General features: G+C 63.3%; 18 protein-coding genes. 6 read left to right on the forward strand and 12 right to left on the reverse strand.

Annotated features, from left to right (window positions below):
• Window positions 1-23 precede the first annotated feature (23 nt).
• The 6 genes from C447_RS12835 to C447_RS12860 all read right to left on the reverse strand — a co-directional run bounded on the left by C447_RS12835 (window position 24) and on the right by C447_RS12860 (window position 7026).
• On the reverse strand, window positions 24-380 hold the full coding sequence (locus tag C447_RS12835) for a hypothetical protein (RefSeq protein WP_007694538.1): 357 nt from the start codon (window positions 378-380) through the stop codon (window positions 24-26).
• Between the two features lie 70 nt (window positions 381-450).
• Window positions 451-909 carry a universal stress protein gene (locus C447_RS12840; protein ID WP_007694540.1) on the reverse strand — a complete coding sequence of 153 codons (459 nt, stop codon included), beginning with the start codon at window positions 907-909 and terminating at the stop codon, window positions 451-453.
• Between the two features lie 119 nt (window positions 910-1028).
• Window positions 1029-3227, reverse strand: a complete 2199-nt coding sequence (locus tag C447_RS12845) for an ABC transporter ATP-binding protein (protein WP_007694542.1) — start codon at window positions 3225-3227, stop codon at window positions 1029-1031.
• Entirely contained in the window at window positions 3228-4244 is a 1017-nt protein-coding gene (locus C447_RS12850; RefSeq protein ID WP_007694543.1) for an ABC transporter permease, read from the reverse strand.
• The gene (locus C447_RS12855; RefSeq protein WP_007694545.1) at window positions 4234-5232 is read right to left on the reverse strand and encodes an ABC transporter permease; all 999 of its coding nucleotides are present in this window, start codon (window positions 5230-5232) and stop codon (window positions 4234-4236) included. Before C447_RS12855 ends, C447_RS12850 begins: the two co-directional genes overlap by 11 nt.
• Window positions 5233-5271: 39 nt before the next feature.
• On the reverse strand, window positions 5272-7026 hold the full coding sequence (locus C447_RS12860; RefSeq protein ID WP_007694547.1) for an ABC transporter substrate-binding protein: 1755 nt from the start codon (window positions 7024-7026) through the stop codon (window positions 5272-5274).
• A 235-nt stretch (window positions 7027-7261) separates the two neighbouring features.
• Between C447_RS12860 and C447_RS12865 the strand changes: the two genes are divergently transcribed.
• Window positions 7262-7495 (forward strand): hypothetical protein, encoded by a 234-nt coding sequence (locus C447_RS12865; protein WP_029601976.1) that lies wholly within the window; start codon window positions 7262-7264, stop codon window positions 7493-7495.
• Between the two features lie 24 nt (window positions 7496-7519).
• Here C447_RS12865 and C447_RS12870 read toward each other — a convergent pair whose 3' ends face one another.
• Both C447_RS12870 and C447_RS12875 read right to left on the reverse strand, forming a co-directional pair.
• On the reverse strand, window positions 7520-8425 hold the full coding sequence (locus tag C447_RS12870) for a HEAT repeat domain-containing protein (RefSeq protein ID WP_237713443.1): 906 nt from the start codon (window positions 8423-8425) through the stop codon (window positions 7520-7522).
• Between the two features lie 653 nt (window positions 8426-9078).
• Entirely contained in the window at window positions 9079-9852 is a 774-nt protein-coding gene (locus C447_RS12875) for an IclR family transcriptional regulator (RefSeq protein ID WP_007694552.1), read from the reverse strand.
• Between the two features lie 200 nt (window positions 9853-10052).
• On the opposite strand from C447_RS12875, the gene C447_RS12880 reads away from it, so the two are divergent.
• Window positions 10053-12161 carry an alpha-glucuronidase family glycosyl hydrolase gene (locus C447_RS12880; protein ID WP_007694555.1) on the forward strand — a complete coding sequence of 703 codons (2109 nt, stop codon included), beginning with the start codon at window positions 10053-10055 and terminating at the stop codon, window positions 12159-12161.
• A 36-nt stretch (window positions 12162-12197) separates the two neighbouring features.
• Here the strand turns inward: C447_RS12880 and C447_RS12885 are convergent, their stop codons facing one another.
• Window positions 12198-13166: an endo-1,4-beta-xylanase gene (locus C447_RS12885; RefSeq protein ID WP_007694559.1), complete on the reverse strand. Its 969-nt coding sequence runs from the start codon at window positions 13164-13166 to the stop codon at window positions 12198-12200.
• Between the two features lie 58 nt (window positions 13167-13224).
• The gene (locus tag C447_RS12890; RefSeq protein WP_007694561.1) at window positions 13225-14679 is read right to left on the reverse strand and encodes a family 4 glycosyl hydrolase; all 1455 of its coding nucleotides are present in this window, start codon (window positions 14677-14679) and stop codon (window positions 13225-13227) included.
• Window positions 14680-14819: 140 nt separating this feature from the next.
• On the opposite strand from C447_RS12890, the gene C447_RS12895 reads away from it, so the two are divergent.
• The 3 genes from C447_RS12895 to C447_RS12905 all read left to right on the forward strand — a co-directional run bounded on the left by C447_RS12895 (window position 14820) and on the right by C447_RS12905 (window position 18332).
• Window positions 14820-15887, forward strand: a complete 1068-nt coding sequence (locus C447_RS12895) for a mannonate dehydratase (protein WP_007694562.1) — start codon at window positions 14820-14822, stop codon at window positions 15885-15887.
• Window positions 15888-15989: 102 nt separating this feature from the next.
• Complete coding sequence (locus tag C447_RS12900) at window positions 15990-17072, forward strand: LLM class flavin-dependent oxidoreductase (RefSeq protein WP_010612632.1); 1083 nt, start codon at window positions 15990-15992, stop codon at window positions 17070-17072.
• Window positions 17073-17237: 165 nt separating this feature from the next.
• Window positions 17238-18332 (forward strand): Gfo/Idh/MocA family protein, encoded by a 1095-nt coding sequence (locus C447_RS12905; RefSeq protein ID WP_007694564.1) that lies wholly within the window; start codon window positions 17238-17240, stop codon window positions 18330-18332.
• A gap of 25 nt (window positions 18333-18357) precedes the next feature.
• On the opposite strand, the gene C447_RS12910 is transcribed toward C447_RS12905, so the two are convergent.
• Both C447_RS12910 and uxaC read right to left on the reverse strand, forming a co-directional pair.
• Entirely contained in the window at window positions 18358-19110 is a 753-nt protein-coding gene (locus C447_RS12910; protein WP_007694565.1) for a ThuA domain-containing protein, read from the reverse strand.
• A gap of 83 nt (window positions 19111-19193) precedes the next feature.
• Window positions 19194-20564 carry a glucuronate isomerase gene (gene uxaC, locus C447_RS12915; protein ID WP_007694567.1) on the reverse strand — a complete coding sequence of 457 codons (1371 nt, stop codon included), beginning with the start codon at window positions 20562-20564 and terminating at the stop codon, window positions 19194-19196.
• Between the two features lie 230 nt (window positions 20565-20794).
• Here uxaC and C447_RS12920 point away from each other — a divergent pair, with 230 nt between their 5' ends.
• On the forward strand, window positions 20795-23038 hold the full coding sequence (locus tag C447_RS12920; protein WP_007694569.1) for a glycoside hydrolase family 3 N-terminal domain-containing protein: 2244 nt from the start codon (window positions 20795-20797) through the stop codon (window positions 23036-23038).
• Window positions 23039-23156: the final 118 nt, after the last annotated feature.

The raw sequence follows: 23156 nt of genomic DNA on the forward strand, positions 1-23156 counted from the left end.
ACGGTCCTCTCCCGACGAAAACGCTACGAGCCGGAGTCGTTCGTGCCCTGTCGTTCGAGAACGTCGACGAACCGGTCCGCGAACTCGACCGTCCGCCTCGGCAGCCCGTACCGCTCGGTCGTCATGTCGTACTCGCGGATTCCGGAGACGAACTCGCCGGTGTGGGTGATCGTCGTCACGGATTCGCGAACGTCGATATCGAGAACGCCGTCGTCGGTGTCGAGCCACGGCTGTGTCCGTTGTTTCTCGTCGTACTCGATCGTGTACGTATCGCTACCGACGGCGGCCACGATATCGTCGACCTCACCGACCTCGACTCGGTCGTCCGCAGCAACGAGAAACAGCGTCTCGCCCTCGCACTCCGGTTCGTATCGTCTCATCGATGTAGGAAGCATCGTCCGTAGCGTAATATCGTTGTCGCCATCGCGGTTCGACCGAAGGAGGTGCTCCTCACCCGAGACGAACCGTGATGTCGCCATCGAAGTTGAGGAGCACCGACTGGACCGTATCGCCGAACAGCGCCTTTCCGGTCGGTGAGCGGCTCCGCCCACTGATGAAGACGTGCTCGCAGTCGTACTCCCTCGCAGCCGCGATGATCCGCGAGGCGCGGTCGTCCGGGTCCGTCACCGAACCGATGGTCTCGTACTCGAACGCGGGTTCCTCGAACGTCTCCGCTACTGCTTGCTCCAGACGGGTGTGGATCGACTGCAGCGCGTCCCGGTCGCTATAGGAGGTGTTCTCGACGTCGGCGATGACGTCGAGCGTGGCTCTGGTTTCGTCGAACTCGTCCGGGTCGACGGTCGCGAACAGGTATAGCTTCGTTCCGACCCCAGCGGCGATCGCACCCGCCTTCTGGAGCAGCCGGTCGCCTTGGTCGGTTCCGTCGACGACCACCAGTGCGCGTTCCACGTTACTTCCCCCCATCCGAAGTGGCGTGAGACATCCGTGGCCTTCGTCCGGAGCCCGTGTCGGCCCGATCTCCGTCTCGCTCGACGCCGTCCAAGGCCCGTGACCGGCGATAGTTCGTCTCAATCATCCGCGAGCGCGTCCTCCCTGGCTGCCCCTTCCAGCGGTTCGCTGTCCCAGTACTCGTGGTCCGGGTCCTCGCGGAAGCACGCGGCGCTTCCACCCGCACCCTCGACGTCCAGGAGGTCGGGGTGCTGTTCACGACACGTCTCACGGGCGACGGGACAACGCGTATGGAACCGGCAGCCCGAGGGCGGGTCGACCGGGTCCGGTACGTCGATCTCCCTGATCGGTGGGTCGTCGGCTCCCATCGCGTCCAAGTCGAGGTCCGGCGTGGCCCACCGGAGGACTTCCGTGTAGGGGTGGCGCGGGTCGTGGATGAGCCGTTCGGCCGACCCGATCTCGACGATCTCGCCGAGGTACATCACGGCGATCCGTCCGTCCCCGTGCTCGGCAAAGTACCGCGCGTTCGAGAGGTCGTGACTGATGAAGAGGAAGGACGTGTTGAAATCCGACTGGAGTTCCAACATCAGGTCCATGATCTCGATCCGAAGCGAGACGTCGACCGCGCTGATCGCCTCGTCGGCGAGTATCGCGTCCGGATTCATCAGGAGGGCGCGCGCGAGCACGACGCGCTGTTTCTCACCGCCGGAGAGCTGGTGGGGATACCGGTCGAGGAAATCCCCCGCCGGCGTCATCCCGACCCGTTCGAGCAACGAGTGCATCCGGCTCCGACGTTCGTTCCTGCCGATGTTCGGATACGTGTGTCGGAGCGGTTCGGCGAGGATATTGGCGATCCGCCGGTTCGGGTTGAGCGCACTGCCCGGGTCCTGGTGGATGATCTGGAGCGCGGAGCGGATATCGTCGTACGAGACGTCGCTATCGCTCTCGTCCGCTTCCCAGATGTCCTGTCCCTGGTACTCGATCGAGCCGCCGGTCGGCCGCTGAAGCCCGATCATCGTCTTGCCGAGCGTGGTCTTGCCACAGCCGCTCTCGCCGAGCAGACAGACTAGGTCCTGTTCTTCGATGTCGAGCGAGACGCCGTCGACCGCCCGCACCACCTCCGGGTCGCCGCTGAACCGTTCGAGCAGTCCCTGCTCTTTCGTGAAGTGAACCTCGACGTCGTCGAGCGAGAGCAGCGGTTCGGCGTCGGCCGTGCTCCGTCCCTTCTGCCCCTCGAACGAACGGGGTGGCTCGGGGCTGGCGTCCGTCTCGCCGAAGTTGAGCGGGATCTCCTCGCGGGCCTCGTCGTGGTAGTGACACGCGGCTCGATGTTCGGTACCGCCGTCGACCGCGGCGAGCGGCGGTTCGTCGCGCTGGCACTTCTCCGTCGCGAGCGGGCATCGTGGGTGGAACCGGCAGCCGGAAGGGATGTTCACCGGGGCGGGTCCCTCGCCCTCGATCGGCTCCATCTCCGAGAGCGGCGCGTCGAGGTTCGGCGTCGCGTTCAGCAACGCCCGGGTGTACGGATGCGCCGAGTTGCCGATGATCTCGTCGCGTGGACCGATCTCCGCGAACTGGAACGCGTAGATGATCGCCATCCGGTCGGCGAGCGAGGCGACCAACGGCAGGTCGTGTGTGATGAAGACGATCGTCAGGTCGTACTCGCTCTGGAGGTCGTCGAGGAGCTGGAGGATCGACCGCTGCATCAGCAGGTCGAGCGCGGCCGTCGGCTCGTCCATCACCAACACCTCCGGATTCAACGCCATACTCAGCGCGATCAGCGCCCGTTGTTGCATCCCTCCCGAGAGCTCGTGTGGATAGGAATCGAGCACGCGTTCGGGTTCGAGGTAGAGGTTCTCGAGGAGCTCCCGAGCGAAATCGAGACCCTTCGAGACGTCCCTATCGTGGGTGCGAAGGGTCTCCTTGAAGTGCCCGCCGATCTTCATCGTGGGGTTGAACGAACTCATCGCCCCCTGGAAGACCATCGACACTTCCTCCCAGCGGAACTGCCGCAGTTCCTCGTCGCTCAACTCCAGGATATCGACCGTCGACCCGTCCTGGCCGTGGTACTGTATCTGCCCGCTGAGCTTGCCGGGGTCGGGAACGGCGTCGAGAAGCGCGGAGGCGAACATCGACTTGCCGCTCCCGCTCTCGCCGACGATGCCGAGAACCTCGTGTCGGTCGATGTTGACGTTGACGTCCTCGAGGACGTGCGTTTCGCCGCCGCTGTAGGTGACGTTCGTATCGCTGATCTCGATGATCGGGTCATCGACGGTGCTCGTGGTCGTTCGGGGTCCGGATGTGGTGTTCGTAGCCATCTACATCGACTCCGTGGTCGCTGATTCGTTCTCCTCGGTCACCGTCTCGGATTCGCCGGTGAGGCGGGTCCTGACGCGCGGGTTGAAGATGCGGTCCATACCCTGGCTTATCAGAACCAACGCGAACGTGAGCCCGACGATGGTGACGATGGGGACGAGCAGCCAGTGCAACGCCTGGAAGGTGAACAGGCCACCCTGATTGTAGGCGTTGTTCAACGTCACTCCCCAGTTCTGGCCCGTGTAGGGCAGAACGCCGATGAAGTACAACCCGACCGACGCGAAGATGGTGTATCGCGCGGCGAGCACGAAGTTGACCATCACGTAGGGCATGATGTTCGGGAGGATGTCCTTCAGGATGATGCGCGGCGTGCTGGTTCCCATCGTTCGCGACGCCTCGACGTAGCTCTTCTGTCGTATCGAGAGGACCTGTGACCGTATCGACCGACCCAAGCCCGCCCAGTAGTTGATCGTGAGGACGACGCCGAGGAAGATCGGGTTCTCGGGGCTCAGCGTGATCGCCAAGACGATCACCAACGGGAGACCCGGGATCGCCATGACGAAATCCGAGATGGACGTGATGGCGCTGTCGACGGCCCCGCCCTTGTACCCGGAGACGGTACCGACGACGACCGCGAGGCTGGTCGCCCACACCCCGCCCGCCAACACCATCAACAGGATGAACGGCGTCGAGTCGATCATCAACGCCAGGAGGTCGACGCCGGACTGGGTCGTCCCGAGGGGGTACTGTATCGTCTGGAACGGGGCGAGAAGCCGCTCGGCCTGATTGGGCGACGGGTTCCGCCACAGACCGAACACCGCCGCGACCGCCATGGCGATGTACACGCTCAGGATAGAGAGCCCGATCCGAGTACGCATGTCGGACCACGCGATCAGACCGGGCTCGTACAGCCGTTTGCGGTAGAACTCGTTCAAACGCTCGCGGCGGGTCACCTCGACCGACGACGCCTCGGAGCGCCAGTCTATCTCGTCCGACGAGGAATCCGCCTCAGTAGCCATCGGAATCACCCGTGCTGATCCGTGGGTCGATCAGACCGTAGGTCAGGTCGGCGATGTAGACCGCGACGACGAGCGTCACCGTGATAACGAGGAAACACCCCATCATCAGCGGGTAATCGTTCGCGTTGACCGCCTCGATCAGGTAGTAACCGAGGCCGGGGTACGAGAAGATCTCCTCTAGAACCACGGTTCCGCCGAGTCGGAACCCGATCAGGAGCAACAACCCCGTGTACATCGGGAGAATGGCGTTCTGTGCGACGTATCTGGTCGCGATGCGCCCGTCGGTGAGTCCGCGGAGTCGGGCGACTTCGACGAACTCCTCGCCGAGTACCTGGATACTGTTGCCGCGCATGTTGAGTGCCGTCGATCCGATCCCGCCGATGGTGAACGCGATGATCGGGAGCGCAGCGTGGTGGAGGACGCTGATGATGTACGTCGGATTGAGACCGGCTTCGAGACCGCGGTCGACCGCGTTCCCGGTGGGGAACCAACCGAACTGGTAGGCGAAGAAGAACACGAAGATGACCGCAAATATGTAGTAGGGGACCGACATGAGGAAGATCGACCCGCCCGAGAAGAACTGGTCGAATCGGGAGCCTTCCCAGTACGCCTGCACCGCACCGACGAGCACGCCGATGACGAACATCAACACCGTGGACGTCAAGACGAGGAACACCGTCCACGGGAGTGCACCCGCGATCACGTCCACGACCGGTTGGCCCAGCGATATGGACTCCCCCATGTCGAGCTGAGCGATGCCGATCAGGTAATCGATGTACTGCTGCCACAGCGGTGCGTCGGGGCGAATGTTCTGCAACGCCTCGATACGTGCGTTCACCTGTTCGACGGGAACCCCCTGCTGGAGGAGCTCGATTCGGAGTTGCGTGAAGGGTCCGCCCGGCAGCAGCCGGATCAGGCCGAAGGTCAGCGTCGCCACCGCGAGTATCGTTATCGGGATCTTTGCCGTCCGTTTCAGGTAGTAATCCATTGTTGGATAACGTAAATGAAGTTAGTTATAGTTATCGAACTAGCCTTTGTACTGCAGTTCGCCCTTGTTGACCCACCAGAACGGCGGCCATTTGACGCGTCGGTGGAGGCTGTTCTTGTTTGGTGCCGTCCACTCGTCGGTCGTCGTCCAGGACTGTTCGAACTTGGAGACGAGACCGAGGAACGGCAACTCGATGTTGTTGTGCCACGCGGACCGCTGGACGAAGGGGCGGGACTTCTCGTCGCTCGGTTGCTGGGCGATCTTCTCGGTCGCCTGCAGTGGGTTGAGCGTCATCTGCCCGCCGTTCCGGCCCGGGATCGTCTGTTCGGAATCGGCCTTCTCTCGGTAGCCGTGGCCACCGCCGATCTCCGGCTCCCAGAGCTGGTAGTAGAGCGGGAAGTACGGGAACGTCGACCGGGACCCGCCGGGCAGCCAGTAGAGACTTCCCATCTTGAAGTTGCTGTTCGAGTACCGGCTGAACCAGTCGTTCGTCGGCAGCGTACTGATCGAGAAGTCGAAGCCGAAGTCGTTCAATTGGTTGACCGTGGTCTGTGTCATCGTGGTCCAGTCCGTCCACCCGGCCGGCGAGAAGTAATCCCCGCCGACGGTGTTCCCGTTACCGTCCTGCCACGTGCCGCCCTGTTTGGAGAACCCTGCGTCCTGGAGGAGTTTGGTCGCCTTGTTGGTCTGGCTCGATTTCGCACCGTAGGTCTCGAAGTCGCTCTGCCAATCACCCAGCCAGTACTCCTGGTCCTTCGGCGCGATCCCACAGGGGATCGGTGTGACGAACTTCGAGCGCGGACCCGCGTTCTCGACGATCGATTGCCGGTTGATCACGTGGGCGACTGCCTGTCGGACCGCGCGCTGTCCGAAGACGGGGTCGTTGTGGTTGAAGACGATACCGTATCCCCACTTGGCTGGAATGTTGACCTCCTCGATGAAGTCCGGGAACTGGTCGACGATCTCGGGGGGAACGAACAGACTCGTCGCCGCGTCGACGTCCTGCCCCGATATCAGCGCTTGCTGCTGGGCGGTGTTCCCACCGAAACTCGGGATCAGATACGAGTTGAAGTTCACGTTGTCGGCCCCGTAGAACTGTTGGTTGCGCTCGTACTCGAACGCCTGTCGGTCCTTGCCCACGAACGAGAACGCGCCGCTCGCGACGGGGTCCTCCCACGCCCACTGGAGGAACTCGGATTCGGAGGCGTCCAGCCACTGTCTGTGGGTCTCGGCTTTCGTATCCACGAACCAGTTCGTGAGTTCGAACTTGATGATCCGCGGGTTGGTCGTCCCGGAGAGGTTCAATCGAGCGGTCTTCTCGTCGACCAAATCGTATCCGTCGAGGTAGCCCCAGAGGGAGGTCCCCGTCTTCTTCGCCAGTTTGAGTTGGACGTCGAGGTCCTCGGTCGTCCAGTCGTCCCCGTTGTCCCACTTCAGGTCGTCGCGGAACGTCAGCGTCGCTTGCTGAGCTTTGACCTGTAGGTCGCTCAGCGCACCGAGAATGAACTCGTCCTTGTTGAACGAGTACTTCAGGAACGGAGCGAAGACCGGCCTCGCCGCCGGCCACGCGAAGTTCTGACTCCCCGACGAGTTGAAATGGAGGTCCGCGGGGTTGCCGGTGTAAGCGTTCCTGAACGCGACGTCGTGTACGTTGTTACCGCCTCCGCCGCTACCGGATCCTGAACCGTTGTTACCGCCACTCCCGTTACCACCGCTGCCGTTCCCACTTCCATCGCTGTTACCGGTACATCCAGCGAGTGCAGCCATCCCCGACGTTCCGGCTACCGCCAGCATCTTTCGGCGGCTGATCACTTCGTCGTAGTCGCTCTGACTCCTATCGGGCCCCATTACATGAACAATGATTATACGCCTGCTAATAAATGTTATGGATGGTGTGACACACGAATCGCCACTGATGACCGAGGAAGAACTCGCTATCGATCCAGTGACCAGCAACGCTCTGGGCCACGATAGAACGGACGGCTGGCCCACCGCTACGCTTTTAAAAACCCTCCCCCGAACGTGATCCATGTCGAAAACGTCTACGCTGCTCGACCTCGTCTGCGCTCAGCGTCGACAGATGCGGCTCATAATCGCCCTCGTTATCGCGATGGGGTTGTTTCTCCTCCTCTCGCTGCTGTTCGTCGAACCTGGTGACAGATCCTACCCCATTCTCGTCATCGACATCGTCCTCGTCGTCGCCGCACTTCTCTTCTTCAGTGCGACCCACTGGTACTGTACGAAACGAGCGATGGACGACTGAACCCTGCGGACGTTCGTTGACTATCTACGACCCACTCGAAAGGAAGTCCGCGGTTTCCGCTGCGAGTTCCCGAACGTCTTCGTCGTCGTCGCTCTCCACGACTGACCGGAGTTTCGGTACGGCGCTATCGTCGCCGAGTCGCCCGAGAGCCCGAACAGCACGGGCACGCACGACCGTTCGGCCATGGTCGAGGCAGTCGACCAGGCGACCGCGGACCGGAACGACGGCGGACGGATCCCGTGCTGCGATCTCACCGAGCGCATCGACTGCTCCCCCCACGATCGCTGGGTCCGTATCGTCAAGCAGTTCGGCGAGGCCGTCTACGGTTCCGGAGACGGAGCCGGGCGCTGTTTCGGTAATGGCGACCACTACGTTGATCAGCGTTCGACGGCTAGAGATACGCCGTTTGCGTTCCGTCTCCTCGTGCTCCTGGAGGGTTTGCCGGGTCACGGGGTCGCCAGTGAGCTCGTCGAATTGGCGCGGCTTCGAGTCGAGTTCGGTCGCTTCGAGGGCTTCCACGATACCCCGGACATGCGGTGTGAGAAAGCTGGGGCGATCGACGACGAGCCTGGCGAGGAGCCGTCCACCGCGTGACTGTATGTTGGTGTGTTCGGTGTTGAGCGCCTCGACGAGCGGTGACAGTTCGCCTTCGAGCATATCCGGGTTCTCGTTTACGACCGTATCGAGGAGCTCCAGTGTTCGTAGCGCAACTGTGATGTCGTCGTCGGCGGCGTGTTCTACGATCTCGTCGAGATAGGGTTCTATGGCGTGGATATCCTCGTCGATGACGCTCTGACAGACTTCGAGCCCCTCCTGGCGAACCAATGGATTCGGGGAGTCGAGCGCGGCGAGTAGCTCACGTCTGTTGTCTTCCGATGAGATCGCTTGTGAACCGCTCTCTGAGAGTGGAGGAGGGGATTCTTCGTTCATGGTTCGAGGCATGCATCGGCAATTTAAAAACGTGAGGGTCGTCCGCTGGCCATCGTTCCCATGGGTCGGACCAGGACCACCTTCTCAGGCTCTACTTTCCAACATTCCACCCCACAGGAAGCATTTACTGGTCCGTTTTGAATGTGAATCGGGCGATAGACGGCGACCCACCACGGACTGGCCTGTATCTGCTTGGTGAGCGTAGTGATGGGTCCGTTCGAAGTGCAGACCCGAGTCCATCGGTCCGGTCCACGATTAGTGGAATTAGTCGTGCTCGATCGACCACACGTTTCGTCGAGTGCTGGATCGCTCTCGTCCGAGTTGAGCGGTATGCCGGTCGGTGTTGGAAGACGTGCTGGCTGCCCGTTAGTAACAACCATATGCGTGTTATACACGGTGAATAATGAACAATGGCCGTGGCACACTGCAGAGAGGAAGCGAGATAATGTAGATTTGTCGATAAGTACGGCAGCTGACTTTTCGGCACGAATTGTAGAATATTGTGGGATAACGTCCAAATTTATCGATATATACACTCTATCCGTTCCGAATTAGAGTATTTCGATCTACCATGGTTGGACGACATACGAGAGCGATCCTACGAGGGTCCGGGTCAGGTTGCGATGACCACGTGAAGTAGCAGATCCGAGCGCTTAGTCGTATGTGTGTTTGACTTCGATGATGTTGGTCGTGTTCCGAAGTTCCGGGAGCAGTTCCTCCGCGATCCGTTGCTCCCTGAGGCGTTCTTTGGGACCTGAGAGCGAAAGCGCACCGAGGAGCGTGCCGTTCGCGATTATCGGCGTGGCGATCGAACGGATACCGCTCCTGCGCTCTTCGTCCTCTAGAGCATATCCCTGTAGTTCGATCGTTCTGAACTCCCGGATGAGGTCCTCGAATTCCGTAATACTGTTTTCGGTCGCAGCAGGGAGCCCGCGTCGGTCGACGATGTCGTCGATGTACTCCGATGGCTGGTACGCCAAGAGTACTTTCCCGAGGGCGGTCAGGTGCATCTTCGAGTGTTCACCGGTCAGTGCGTTGTCGTAGACAGCGTCGCTTCCCTCGGATTGATAGAGTATCACTCGGAATCCGTTCTCCTCGATACCGAGGTTCGCGACTTCCCCCGTCGCTTCGGCGAGTTTGTCGACTTCCGATTTCGCAGTCGAGTAGATCCTGTATTGGTGCCGAGCGAGGACTCCTGTCTGGAGAAAACGCAAACTGAGTCGATATCCGGTATCGTCGTGAGTGACGAACCCCTCCGATTCGAGCGTCTTCAGATAGACGTGCGCCGTGCTTCTCGGCATCTCCAACCCATCGGCTAAATCGGCGATTCGCACGCTTCCCGCCCCCTGTATCTCCCGAATCACGTCGAACGCTCGCTGGACGGATTTGACCCGTTTTCCCCCGTTGTTTCGGTCGTTCGGTACCATGGCGTGAGCCAGGGGACCGTGACATATAAGATCCACTATCGGTGGATCCGGTGGTGACTACCGTCGAAAGGACGAGATGGCGGGACACTTCCGGATGAGCGACAGCCCTCGCTCTCGTGTCGCTCGATTCGATATCTCCGTTCGATTCCCGATTCGGATGACCGGCAACGCTTTAGCCGAGGCGGCGGGATCATGCGGCTATGTCACTCGAATCCTACGACGATTGCTGGCTGCGATACGAGCCAGCCGACGGCGAGCGTCGTGAATCGTATCGAACGCGGTGTGAGAACGTCTACGCATCCGTGGGTTCGCCCGAACTGGGTGCCGTTCGCGACGAACTCCGACGCGCGATGACCGGGCTGCTCGAACGCGAGCCCCATCTCTGGCAGCATCCGCCGCGGTCGGTGGAGGGGTTTCTCGCGGTCGGGACGCCTGACGAGATGGAGATGATCGCGGACTCGGTTTCGACCGACCGAGTGGCGGCGCTCGGCGACGGCGGGTTCCGTATCCGGTCGGTCGAGTGGGAGGGAGCCGAGTGCGTCGTCGTTACGGCTTCGACCGACCGAGGACTAGTCTACGGTACCTTCCACCTCCTCCGTCGCATGGCGAACGGCCACCCTATCGACGACCTCGACGTCACGGAGGAACCGGCGAACCACGAGCGAGTGATCGACCACTGGGACGACCCGTTCCGACGGTCGGTCGAACGGGGCTACGCTGGTCCGTCCATCTTCGACTGGGAGCGACTTCCCGACCTCCGAGAACGGTACGTCGACTACGCCAGGCTACTGGCCTCGGTGGGGATCAACGGGGTCGTCCTCAACAACGTCAACACCAAGATCCCCGGCCGGGGGAGCGCGAACGAGTTCGTCTCCGGGAAGGCCGGCTGGCAACTCCTCACCCAGGACGGACTCGAAAAGGTCGCGGCGCTCGCGTCGGTGTTTCGGCGCTACGGGGTCCGACCTTACCTCTCGGTCAACTACGCCGCCCCGATGTTGATCGACGACTACGACACGGCCGACCCGCTCGACCCCGACGTCGAGGAGTGGTGGGCACGGAAGGCCGAGGAAGTGTACGACGCGATCCCGGATTTCGGCGGTTTTCTCGTCAAGGCCGACTCGGAGGGCCAGAACGGTCCCTACGACTACGACCGGACGCACGCCGAGGGAGCGAACGTCCTCGCGCGCGCGCTCGAACCCCACGGGGGACGGGTCTGGTGGCGCGCGTTCGTCTACGCCGACCACGACGACCGTGCGGTCCAGGCCTACGAGACGTTCGAGCCGCTCGACGGCGAGTTCCTCGACAACGTCACCCTCCAAGTCAAGAACGGTCCCATCGACTTCCAGCCCCGCGAGCCGGTGTCGACGCTGTTCGGGGCGATGGACGGGACGGACCTCGCCTGCGAACTCCAGATCACCCAGGAGTACACCGGTCAGGGCGTCCACACCTGTTATCTCGTGCCGCAGTGGAAGGAGGTTCTCGACTTCGACACGCACGCTAGCGGCGAGGGTTCCCCCGCGAAGGACGTCTTTTCCGGGAGCGAGGGCGCTGGGATCGCGGGCGTCGGCGTCGTGGGCGAGGACCCCACGTGGACGGGAAACTACCTCTCGCAGGCGAACCTCTACGGGTTCGGACGGCTGGCGTGGGACCCCGACCTCGACACCGAGACGGTCACCGACGAGTGGGTGCGACAGACGTTCGGTGGCGATCCGGCAGTTATCGACACCGTCAGTGGAATCCTCCACGATTCGTTGCCAGCCACCGTCGACTACGAGACCGGCGGCCTCGGGCTGATCCACATGATGTACAACGGCGAGGCGCGCCTCGAGAACCACTACGACCCCTCGCCGGCGGAGTGGCCGGGCTATCACGGCGCGACCGAGGACGGCATCGGGATCGACCGAACCTCGGGAGGGAGCGGTTACGTCGGCCAGTATCACGAGCCCGTCGCCGAAACCTACGACGACCCCGAAACGTGTCCCGAGGAACTGCTTCTGTTCTTCCATCACCTGCCGTGGGAGTACGAACTCGCCGACGGGACGACGGTGGTCCAACGGCTCTACGACAACTGCTTTTCGGGCGTCGAGGTGGTGCGGGACCTCCGGGAGCGATGGCAAGCACTCGCGGGCAGGATCGATGACCGACGGTATCGCCATGTGGCCGAGCGGCTCGAAGAACAGGTCGTCCAGGCCGAGCGATGGCGCGATACCCTCGTCGCGTTCTTCTACGAGCACTCCGAGATCCCGGACGAACACGGTCGGGTACCGCTGACGGAGTCGAATCGGGCCGTTCCGCCACGAGAGGACTGACCACGACCGGCACGAATCGATCGCCGGCGACGGTTTTCAGTCCGAGCCTTCGGCGAGTACATCCATGATGGCGTGATAGGCTGGCTTCGGGGTGGACCCATCGAACAGGAGCGGGTCGTCGGTGAGCCCCGAGAACCATCCCGGGACCCACGAGTCACCATCGCGTACGCCCCACGTGACGAGCGTCTCACAGCCCGTATCGAGACACGCCTCCACGATGGAGCGGTAGTACTGGGCTTGCTGTTCGCGGTGGTCCTCGGGCACTTCTCCTTCGGGGTACGCGACGTCCATCTCGGTGATCTGGACGTCGAGACCCAAGTCCTCGAACCGATACACGTTCTCGGCGACCGACCCGGGATCGGGTTCGTCGTGGAGGGCGTGTAGCTGGAGTCCCACGCCGTCGATGGGGACGTCGCGGTCGAGCATCCCCGTGATGAGGTCGTAGACCGCGTCGGATTTCTCGTTGATCCCGTCGGCCCCGTAGTCGTTGTAGTAGAGGTCGGCGTCGGTAACGTCGTCGGCCCACCCGAACGCCTCGTCGAGGTACGCCTCGCCCATCGCGTCGTACCAGACCGTCTCGCGCATCGAGCCATCGTCGGCGATGGCCTCGTTGACCACGTCCCAGACATCGATTTTGTCTCGATACCGCCCCGCGACCGTGTGGATGTGGTCGCGCAGGAACCCCTCGATCCCATCGTCGGTGTACGCCCACTCCTCGAACCACTCGGGCGTCTGGTTGTGCCAGACCAGCGTGTGTCCACGGACGGTCATATCGTACTCCAGACCGAAGTTCACGACCGCGTCCGCGTCCCCGAAGTCGTACGTATCGGGCGATGGTCGGAGGGGTCCCATCTTGAGCGCGTTCTCCGGCGTCACCGTCGTGAACTCCCGTCGAAGGAGTTTCCAGTAGCCCGCATCGTTGCGGAGCAGGTCGGCGTCGACCGCCGCACCGACGTCGAATCCCCGCGATTCGGCGACCGAACGGAGGCTCGTCCGTGCTGTCATCGTCTCCGATACCGCAGCCGACCCAAATAGTCGTGTGGGTTCGTCCGGTCGGGAACGGCTACTCGGTCGGATACGCCGCCGACTCGGCGAGCACGGTCGAACCGTCGAGGTCCCAGTCTTCGAGGTATCGTTCTTGCGCTCCAACGAGGTCCGCGAACAGTTCCCGCGAGTCGTCGGGTGGGAGGCTGCGGACCTGCGGGTCGATCAGGAACCCCTCGAACGCCGCATCGAGATCGCCTGTACGCGAGGCCTCGACGACGGTCTCTTGGGTGTCGATGTGGCCGCGGATGAGGCTCCGGACCGGACGGGGAAAGCCACCGGCGGCGATGGGTCTGACCTCGTTTCGCCGAATCACGGCATTGGTCTCCACCACTGCGTCCGAGGGAAGGTCCTCGATCTGGCCCTCGTTCGGGAGGTTGACGTTCGTGACGTAGGTTTCCTCGCCGAGGAGCGCGCCGAGGACGTCCATGAACGTCTCGTTCGAGGGTTCGAGGGTGAACTCGCGCTCGCCGCTCATCCACGCCTCGACGTCGGTGGTCTGGTCGGATTCGGCGGGCGTCCAGTGCTTGGCGCGGTAGTCGCTGCCGGTACGTTTGACGCCCCACCGGTTCAACGTCGCTTCGCCGCCCTGGATGAACCAGTTCGCGTACTCGACGAGGTGGCGGTCGCCCGTCGCCGGGAGTACGCCGAAACGCCGGTAGAGCTCCCACGTCACCTGCCAGTTGTCGGTGAACACGCTCTCGTCGACGAGGTCCTCGGTCGTGAACGTCCGGCGAGCCTCCTCGCGTCCGGCGAGGTCGTCGATCAACGGCCAGAGGTCGACACCCCGACACCTCGCCTCGTCGACCCAGGTGAAGTGGTTGATCCCCTTCACGTTGACCGAGATATCCTCACGCGAGGCGTCCATACCGAGATGATCCGTGGCGTACCGAGCGAGGCGTTCGCGCGTTCCGAGCACCTCGTGACACAGCCCGATCGCGTTGATGTCGGGGTACTCGTCGTAGAGCGCGCGGGTGATGAAATGCACGGGGTTCGTGTAGTTGAACACCCACGCGTCGGGACAGTGCTCACGAATCGCAGCGGCGAACTCGCGATAGACGGGTATCGTCCGCATCGCCCGGAAGAGTCCGCCGGGGCCGGTGGTCGCCGCGACCGCACCGTGGATGCCGTACTCTTGTGGGATGTCGAGGTCGTGAACGAACGTCTCGGCCGGGTCGTACTGGGTCGAGAGGACCACGAAATCCGCGCCGTCGAGTGCGGCTTCGACGGTCTCGGTCGCCCCATAACTCCAGTCGGCGGTCGCGTTCTCTTGGTCGTCGACCCAGTTACCGAAACGGACGTTGCGTTCGGCACTTTCGGAGGTGGTATCGTAGAGACGGACCTCGCCGTCGATCCCCGAGAGTGCGAGGTCCTGGAAGAGCGCCGGTGCCCACTGGCGGCTCCCACCCCCGATGTAGGCGATGTGAACGTCGTCTCCGTCGACCGATCCGTGTGTACTGCTCGCTAGCGTCATCGACCGTTGTTTCACGACAACCGCCTAAATAGGTGTGGTCGGTGTTCGTCGCCTTTCGTGCCGAAAAATCGCAGTTTCTCGTTGATTAGTACCTCTCGCCGTCCAGCACGCTTTTACCCCCTCGAATCGACCCGTGAGATATGCCGGTCGACGAAGACAGTGACCCGATACCGATATCCTCCGATACGCGAATGCGAGTCGGACTTGGCCAGTTCATGGAACCAACCGAGGAACGACTGCGATTCATCAAGCAGCTCGGGGTTAACGACGTTCTGTTGAACCTGTATCAGTACAGTTCGAATTACGAACACATGCCCGACGGCGAACGAATGCCCCTCTCACGTACTGGCGAGTGGTCGGTCGATGACCTGACGACGCTCCGCGAGCGGGTCGAGAACGCGGGTCTGCGGTTGAACGCCATCGAAAACGTCCCCGTCTCCTTCTACGGCGACGTGATGATGGGAGGACCCGAACGCGATGACCAGCTACGACGGCTCAAAGACCGGGTCCGGAACATGGGTGCAGCCGACATCCCGCATTTCGGTTACCACTGGGCACCTGCCGGCGTCTGGCGAACCGGAAACGACACCGTCCGCGGCGGCGCGTCGGTGTCGGCGTTCGACGCCGAAGCGGCCGATGAAAGCCTCACCCACGGGCGCGAGTACACGGAGTCGGAGATGTGGGAGAACTACGAGTACTTCCTGCGCGAGATGATCCCCGTCGCCGAGGAAGCGGGCGTGAAGCTGTGTCTTCACCCGAGCGACCCGCCGATGGAGCGATTGGGCGGTGTTCCACAGATCGCCCGAAACTTCGAGAACTTCAAGCGCGCGATGGACCTGGTCCCCAGCGACAACCACGGCCTCGACCTCTGTCTCGGCTGCTGGTCCGAGATGGGGGCGGACCTTCCGGCGGTGATACGGTATTTCGGTGAACGTGACGAGCTGTTCTACGTCCACTTCCGAGACGTCGAAGGAACGATTCCGACGTTCAAGGAGACCTTCGTCGACGAGGGCAACTACGACGCCTACGAGGTGTTGAAGCTGCTCGACGAGGTCGGCTTCGACGGAATGATGATCCCGGACCACACCCCCCATGTGGAGGGCGATTCCGACTGGGAACACCGAGGACGGTCGTTCACGGTGGGCTATCTCCGAGGGATGTTGAAGGCGATGCGTTCCGAACGAACGGAGCGCGAACTCCGAGCGTGAACTCGGTCCCGCTGCATCGGAACCCCGCTCCCGAGAACACGGCAACAAGGACGAGCACGCGAACGACCAGATATTTATTGTGATATCCCGATACTCGAAGCGATGAACTCACTCTCATCGACGGACATGAGCTTCGGTTGCCAGGTCGTCAGCTACGGCGACGTGGGCGCGACCGTCGACCAGGCGGTGCGCGCCGAGTCGGCGGGGTTCGACACCATCACGGTGCCCGACCACCTCTTCCATCCGACGGGGTCGACGGAGTTCCTCGTCGACCCGCCGTGGGAGGCGTTCACCGTTCTCGGCGCGATCGGCCAGCGCACCGACGAGGCCACGCTGCTCCCCGGGGTCACCGACTCGGTGCGTCGCCACCCGACCGAGCTCGCACACGCCATCACGACGCTCGACCGGATGACCGACGGGCGCGCAGGGCTCGGTATCGGTGCCGGGGAGGCCTTCAACTTCGCGCCGATCGCGGATCTCGACTGGGAGAACCCCTACCGAAGATTCCGGGAGGCCGTCGCGGTGATCGACGGTCTCTGGGAGTCCACGCCCGAGGAACCCCTCTCGTTCGCGGGCGAGTACTTCGACCTCGACGATGCCCACATGGGACTGAAACCGGCGAGCGAGCCGCGTCCGCCCCTGTGGATCGGCGGATACGGGCCGAGCATGCGCGGCCTCACGGGTGCGGTCGCCGACGGCTGGTTCCCGTGGATCTACTCGCCCGACGAGTACGAGGCCGACCTCCAGCGGGTTCTGGAGGTGGCCGAGGACCGAGGTCGGGACCCCGAGTCGATCGACCGTGCGGTGATGGTTCCGACCACCGTTACCGAGAACGCCGACGAGGCCCGCCGGACCGCCATCGAGCGCAACCGGACCACCCTCGCGCTCCGGCCGCCGCTGCTCGCCGCCATGGGCTACGAGGACGTCGCCGAGAACACGCCGCTCATGCGGGAGATGGCGTTCACCGACGAGCAGGAGGAGCGACTGCTCGCGGCCGCCGACCGGATCCCCGAGGAGGCCGTCGACGCGATCAGCGTCTCGGGCGACCCCGAACGCGCGATCGAGCGCATCGAGGCGTTTCAGGACGCAGGGGTCGACAACCTCGTCGTGATCCCGGTCGGAGACTTTGAGGAAACGATGACCCACTACGAGGAGGAGATCATCCCGTACTTCGCCGACCGGTAGCCGCGATTCGACCCTCACCTCGGCCCGCTCTCGATCCCGGTTTCAGCTTGCGTGTGGAGAATCCGGATGCGACGACCGAACGCGCGTGGTCGTTCGCCGCCGGGTCGGGATGACCGGGGTTGCCGGTTCCGGCAAGGTGATGCCCTCGGTTCCGGACTGTCACCCGTGACGGTTCGCATCATCCAGGTCGGCACCGGGAATCAGGGCGAGGCGTGGTGTCGGGACTTCCTGCCGCCGAACGTGGCCGACGACACGGTCGAAGTCGTGGCCGCGGTCGACCCCGACGACGACGCGCTCGGACGCGGGCGAGAACTGCTCGGATTGCCGGCCGAGCGCTGTTACGCCTCGGTAGCCGACGCCGTCGACGAGCGCGACGCCGACGCACTGGCGCTGGTCGTCCCACCGGGCGTCCGAGAGCCGCTCGTCGACCTCGCAATCGAGCGCGACCTTGACCTCCTCTGTGAGAAGCCGCTGGCCGACACGATGGCGGCGGCCGCACGCATCACCCGAAGGACGGCAGCCGCGGGCCTGAAGGTGGGCGTCACCATGACACAGCGCTACCGGCGGGACGTGACGACGCTCCGTCGACGGGTTCGGGCGGCCGACGCCGGATCCGTCGACAACTGCTACTGTCGGTACGCGATCAACGCCCGCTCGTACGGCACGTGGAAGCCCGAACGCCTCTACGACGTGGAGCGCCACCCGATGCTCGTCGAAGGGTCGATACACCACCTCGACCTGCTGGCCGACCTCGTCGACGAGCGCGTCCGGACGGTCTTCTGTAACGCGTGGAACCCACCTCACTCCGATTTCGCGGGCGATCCGAACGTCGTCGTCCACCTCGTCACCGAGAGCGGCACCAGCGTCAGCTACGAGGGGTTGAATACCCTCGCCGAGACGTTCAACGGATGGGGGGCCGAACACATCCGGGTCGACTGTAGCGATACGACGTTCGCACTCGACGGCGGCGAGATACGGCGCTTCGATTACGATCCCCGGGAGGAACGCTTCACCGGGAACACCCGTTTCGAGGCGGGCGACCACGTCGACCTCGACGACCGCGGGAAGTGGGGGAACGCGTGGCTGGTCGAGCAGTTCGCCGACTGGTGTGCGGGCGGCGAACCGATGGCGACCGACGCTCGCGACAACCTCCGAGCGATGGCCCTCGTCTTCGCCGCCGTCGAGAGCGCGGAAACGGGCGAGACGGTTGCTGTCGACACCCTGTTGGCCGACGTCGAACGCGACGCCGGCGACGAGTGAGGGGAGAAGCCGGAACGGCCGCCGGTCACTCCGACTCGCTCGACGACGAGTAGCCCTCGATCCGCTCGCATGGGTCCACGTTCCGGAGGGTTGGCGTCGAACGGTCCTCGACGGCGGGGGTCGCCCACTCGGCGGCATTGGCGAGAACACGTTGGATCGTCGGGTCGTGGTAGATCGGGTGTGTCTCGTGACCGGGACGGAAGAAGAAGACCCGTCCCTTCCCGCGACGCCAGCAACACCCGGAGCGGAACACCTCACCGCCCTCGAACCACGAAGTGAACACGACCGAGTCGGGCGTCGGTACGTCGAACGGCTCCCCGTACATCTCCGCCTCCGCGAGTTCGATGAAGTCCTCGACCCCGGCGGCGATCTCGTGGCCGGGGTCGGTCACCCAGAGCCGCTCGCGCTCGTCGGCCTCGCGCCAGCGGAGCGTCCCGGTCGTCCCGAGCAGCGACCGGAAGACCTTCGAGAGGGACGCGGAGTGGAGGACGAGCAGGCCCATCCCGCCGAGGACGCGGTCGGCGACGCGCTCGACGACCGAGTCGTCGACCGTTTCGTGGGCCGTGTGACCCCACCAGACGAGCACGTCGGTTTCGTCGAGTACGTCCTCGGTGAGGCCGTGTTCGGGTTCGTCCAACGTCGCCGTTCGGGTATCGAAGCCACGTTCGTCGAGTGCGTCGGCGATCGTTCGGTGGATGCCATCGGGGTAGACTGCCGTCGCGTCGTCGTCTTCGCGCTCGTGGACGAACTCGTTCCAGACCGTCACCGTGGTTCCCATACCGATTCGAGCACCGACCGACCGAAACAGATTCCCGAAGCGGCAATCCAAGGGACCGGTGGTCGTCGCGAGCGACGCGCCGGTTACCGGAATCCGAACAGTTCCATCGGCCGGTCGTGAGCGACGTGCTCGACCAGGTCACGCGCCACGTCCATCGGCACGCGACCGCGCTCGACCTGCCGGCCGACGACGTTCGCCAGCGACCGACGGAACATCTCGAAGCGCGAGTCGAACGAGAGCAGTTTCCGTGAATCGCTGACCATCCCTGCGTGGTTCGCAAGCAGGTCGACCGAGCCCACGTACTCCAGTTGCCCTTCGATCCCGACGGGACTGTCGTTGAACCACCACGCGGGGCCGACGCTGACGTTCGGAAACGCCCTCGCGATGGTCGTGAGTGTCGGATAGTGCGTGGGGTTCACGCAGTAGAGTACGACCTCGCCCTCGCCGTCGAAGGTGTTCAGGAAGTACCGCAGGTTTTCGGCGATCTCGATGTCGCCCGTGGTCACGGTACCCCCGGCGGCCGACCCGAGCTCCTCGAACAGCTCGTCGCGGTAATCCCGAACGGGGCCGATGTGGAGCTGTGTGACCCAGCCCTTCTCGACGTTGAGGGAACCGATGTATTCGAGCATGAACGCCTTGAAGTCCCTCACCTGTCGTTCGCTGAGTGCTTCTCCACGTCGTTTCGTTTCGTAGATCTCCTTCGCGCGGGGTTCGCTCACGGAGCGGGAAACCGGCTCGCGAACGCTCAGGTCGCTCGCCCGACAGCCGTGCTCGGCGAAGCGGTCGTGGGTGGCCGCGAGCGCGTCGAGGAATCCGTCGAACCCGCTCACGTCGTCGTCGTCGGTCGCCGCGTCGAGATCCCCGATGAAGTCGTCCCAGTCGCGATGGTCGATGTGGACCGCGCGGTCGGCGCGCCACGTCGGGAGCACGTCCACACCGTCGACTTCCCGCGACGCACGGTCGTGCAGGTCGAGCGAGGAGGTGGGGTCGTCGGTACTGCAGACGACCTCGACGTTCATCTCCCGGAGCAGCGCTTGGGGGCGCATCGAATCCTCCTCGAGTTGGGCGGCCGTCTCCGCCCAGATCTCGTCGGCGGTCTCGGCAGAGACCGGTTTCTCGATGCCGAACCGGCGCTTCAGGTCGAGGTGGATCCACTCGTAGGTGGGATTTCCGGCGAGTTCGGGAAACACCCCCGCGAGGGCGTTCCACTTCTCGCGGTTCGAGGCCGCGCCCGTGATACGGTTCTCGGGAACACCGCGCTTTCGCATCGCCGCCCAGACGTAGTGGTCGGTTGCCCCTTCGACCTCCCAGATGTCGTCCCAGCCTTCGTTCGCCACGATCTCGGCCACGTCAGCGTGGCTGTGGGGGTCGAGGATGGGGAGCCCTCGGATCGTTTCGTATAGTTCTCGGGCCGTCTCGGTTTCGAGGAGGTACTCCTCGTCGAGGAATGCCATCGTAGATGAACCACACTGGTGGACAGGTGATAAATTCGGAGGGTGTGTCCTCGCCGGTCGGCGACCGAGCGACGGTCGGGTCACCGACCACCACCCGTCCATCGTGGACCGAATCGTTAAGACCGGTCCCGATGAATCCACGAACTGTAATGCAGGACCCTACGAAAAACCCGGTATATCGAGACGGATCCCTTCCAACGGAACGACGGGTCGAGGACCTACTCTCGCGGATGACGCGTGAGGAAAAAGCCGCACAGCTCGGTTCGGTGAACGCGGACGAACTCCTAGACGAGGACGGCGAACTGGATCGAGACGCCGCCGAAGAGCTGCTGGCGAACGGGATCGGCCACCTGACCCGTATCGGCGGCGAAGGAAGCCTCCCGCCGACCGAGGCCGCACGCGTCACGAACGAGCTGCAGGCTATCCTCGAGGAGACACGGCTCGGCGTGCCCGCGATCCCCCACGAGGAGTGTCTGAGCGGGTACATGGGCCCGGAGGGTACGACGTTCCCCCAATCCATCGGAATGGCGAGTAGCTGGGATCCCGATCTGATGAGGCAGGTCATGGAGCGAACTCGGTCGGAGATGGCGGCCATCGGGACGACACACGCGCTCTCGCCGGTGCTCGACGTTGCTCGCGACCTCCGGTGGGGTCGCGTCGAGGAGACCTTCGGCGAGGACCCGTATCTCGTCGCGGCGATGGCGAGTGCGTACGTAGCCGGTCTTCAGGGCCCCTCGATCGAGGACGGCATCTCGGCGACGCTGAAACACTTCGCTGCTCACAGCGCCTCCGAAGGCGGGAAGAATCGGGCGTCGGTGAACGTCGGTCCCCGCGAGCTACGCGAGACCCATCTGTTCCCGTACGAGGCCGCAATCACGACTGCGGGAGCCGAATCGGTGATGAACGCCTACCACGATATCGACGGGATCCCCTCTGCGAGCAACGAATGGCTCTTGACGGACCTCTTACGGGGTGAGCTGGGATTCGACGGAACGGTAGTCTCCGATTACTACAGCGTCGATTTCCTCAGAGAAGAACACGGCGTCTCCGACTCCGACCGCGAATCCGCCGTGATGGCCCTCGAAGCCGGTATCGACGTCGAACTCCCGGCCACCGACTGCTACGAGCACCTCCCGGAAGCGATCGAGAACGGTGAACTGAGCGAAGCAACGCTCGACGAGGCCGTCCGCCGCGTACTCCGTATGAAGTTCCGAAAGGGCCTCGTCGACGACTCGACTGTCGACGCCAGCGTGGCGGCCGACGCGTTCAACACCGAGGCGGCCACGGAACTCACCGAACGTGCCGCACGGGAATCGATCGTTCTACTCAAAAACGAAAACGAGCTCCTGCCGCTCGACGATACCGATTCGCTCGCCGTGGTCGGTCCGAAGGCCGACGATGGTCAGGAGATGATGGGCGACTACGCCTATCCCGCGCACTATCCCGAAGCGGAAGTGTCGCTCGACGCTACGACGCCGCTCGATGCCATCCGCGTACACGCCGACGGCACCGAGATAGCCTATGAGGAGGGCTGTACGACGAGTGGTCCAAGTACCGACGGATTCGATGCAGCCGTCGAGGCAGCCGCCGGCGCGGACGTGACGCTCGCATTCGTCGGCGCGCGTTCGGCAGTCGATTTCTCCGACCCCGATGCCGAGGACGTGACCAATCCGGCACTCCCGACCAGCGGCGAAGGATCGGACGTCACGGACCTCGGTCTCCCGGGCGTCCAGACCGAACTCCTCGAACGAGTTCACGAAACGGGAACGCCGCTGGTCGTCGTGGTCGTGAGCGGAAAACCCCACTCGATCGAGTGGGTCGCTGAGGAGGTGCCTGCCGTCGTACAGGCGTGGCTCCCCGGCGAGGAGGGTGGAACGGGTATCGCCGACGTCCTCTTCGGTGACTACAATCCAGGTGGCCATCTTCCAGTGTCGCTCGCGCGGTCGGTCGGACAGCTCCCGGTCCACTACGATCGTCGTCCGAACTCGGCGAACAAGGACCACGTCTACACCGAGAGCGAACCGCTGTACTCGTTCGGGCATGGCTTGAGTTATACCGAGTTCGAGTACGACGACTTCGAGGTCTCGACGGACACTCTCGGCGCATCTGGCTCGGTCACGGCGAGCGTCACCGCCACGAACGTTGGGGGTCGCGGAGGAAGCGACGTGGTTCAGTTGTATGCTCACGCTGAATCGCCGGATCAAGCGCGACCGGTTCAGGAGCTAGTGGGATTTGAGCGTGTTTCGCTCGATGCTGGTGAGTCGACACGGATATCGTTCGAAATCGACGCGACGCAGTTGGCCTACCACGACCGTGACATGAATCTGAGGGTCCACGACGGTTCCTACGAACTCCGCGTTGGCCACTCCGCTTCAGATATCGCCGCTACCGGGAGTGTGAACATAAACAACTCGAAGGTGGTACCCCGAACGGGTCGGACGTACTTCACCGAAACGGAGGTTAGGGACACATAACGAGGTTCATTTAACTCTCCACGTAGAATCCACTACCGACGATGGTCGACTACACACAGCTCAGCGACCCGAACGCTGAGTACACGATGCGGGACCTCTCGGGCGACTCGATGGAGAT

The organism is Halococcus hamelinensis 100A6, from assembly GCF_000336675.1.
Taxonomy (GTDB): domain Archaea; phylum Halobacteriota; class Halobacteria; order Halobacteriales; family Halococcaceae; genus Halococcus; species Halococcus hamelinensis.

What these genes read in the sequence shown, in the direction of transcription:
- C447_RS12845 (WP_007694542.1), bottom strand. Translation starts at nt 3,227, where the DNA reads ATGGCTACGAACACCACATCCGGACCCCGAACGACCACGAGCACCGTC.
- C447_RS12865 (WP_029601976.1), top strand. Translation starts at nt 7,262, where the DNA reads ATGTCGAAAACGTCTACGCTGCTCGACCTCGTCTGCGCTCAGCGTCGA.
- C447_RS12870 (WP_237713443.1), bottom strand. Translation starts at nt 8,425, where the DNA reads ATGAACGAAGAATCCCCTCCTCCACTCTCAGAGAGCGGTTCACAAGCG.
- C447_RS12850 (WP_007694543.1), bottom strand. Translation starts at nt 4,244, where the DNA reads ATGGCTACTGAGGCGGATTCCTCGTCGGACGAGATAGACTGGCGCTCC.
- C447_RS12890 (WP_007694561.1), bottom strand. Translation starts at nt 14,679, where the DNA reads ATGACGCTAGCGAGCAGTACACACGGATCGGTCGACGGAGACGACGTT.
- C447_RS12875 (WP_007694552.1), bottom strand. Translation starts at nt 9,852, where the DNA reads ATGGTACCGAACGACCGAAACAACGGGGGAAAACGGGTCAAATCCGTC.
- C447_RS12920 (WP_007694569.1), top strand. Translation starts at nt 20,795, where the DNA reads ATGACGCGTGAGGAAAAAGCCGCACAGCTCGGTTCGGTGAACGCGGAC.
- C447_RS12860 (WP_007694547.1), bottom strand. Translation starts at nt 7,026, where the DNA reads ATGCTGGCGGTAGCCGGAACGTCGGGGATGGCTGCACTCGCTGGATGT.
- C447_RS12910 (WP_007694565.1), bottom strand. Translation starts at nt 19,110, where the DNA reads ATGGGAACCACGGTGACGGTCTGGAACGAGTTCGTCCACGAGCGCGAA.
- uxaC (WP_007694567.1), bottom strand. Translation starts at nt 20,564, where the DNA reads ATGGCATTCCTCGACGAGGAGTACCTCCTCGAAACCGAGACGGCCCGA.
- C447_RS12835 (WP_007694538.1), bottom strand. Translation starts at nt 380, where the DNA reads ATGAGACGATACGAACCGGAGTGCGAGGGCGAGACGCTGTTTCTCGTT.
- C447_RS12880 (WP_007694555.1), top strand. Translation starts at nt 10,053, where the DNA reads ATGTCACTCGAATCCTACGACGATTGCTGGCTGCGATACGAGCCAGCC.
- C447_RS12885 (WP_007694559.1), bottom strand. Translation starts at nt 13,166, where the DNA reads ATGACAGCACGGACGAGCCTCCGTTCGGTCGCCGAATCGCGGGGATTC.
- C447_RS12895 (WP_007694562.1), top strand. Translation starts at nt 14,820, where the DNA reads ATGCCGGTCGACGAAGACAGTGACCCGATACCGATATCCTCCGATACG.
- C447_RS12855 (WP_007694545.1), bottom strand. Translation starts at nt 5,232, where the DNA reads ATGGATTACTACCTGAAACGGACGGCAAAGATCCCGATAACGATACTC.
- C447_RS12900 (WP_010612632.1), top strand. Translation starts at nt 15,990, where the DNA reads ATGAACTCACTCTCATCGACGGACATGAGCTTCGGTTGCCAGGTCGTC.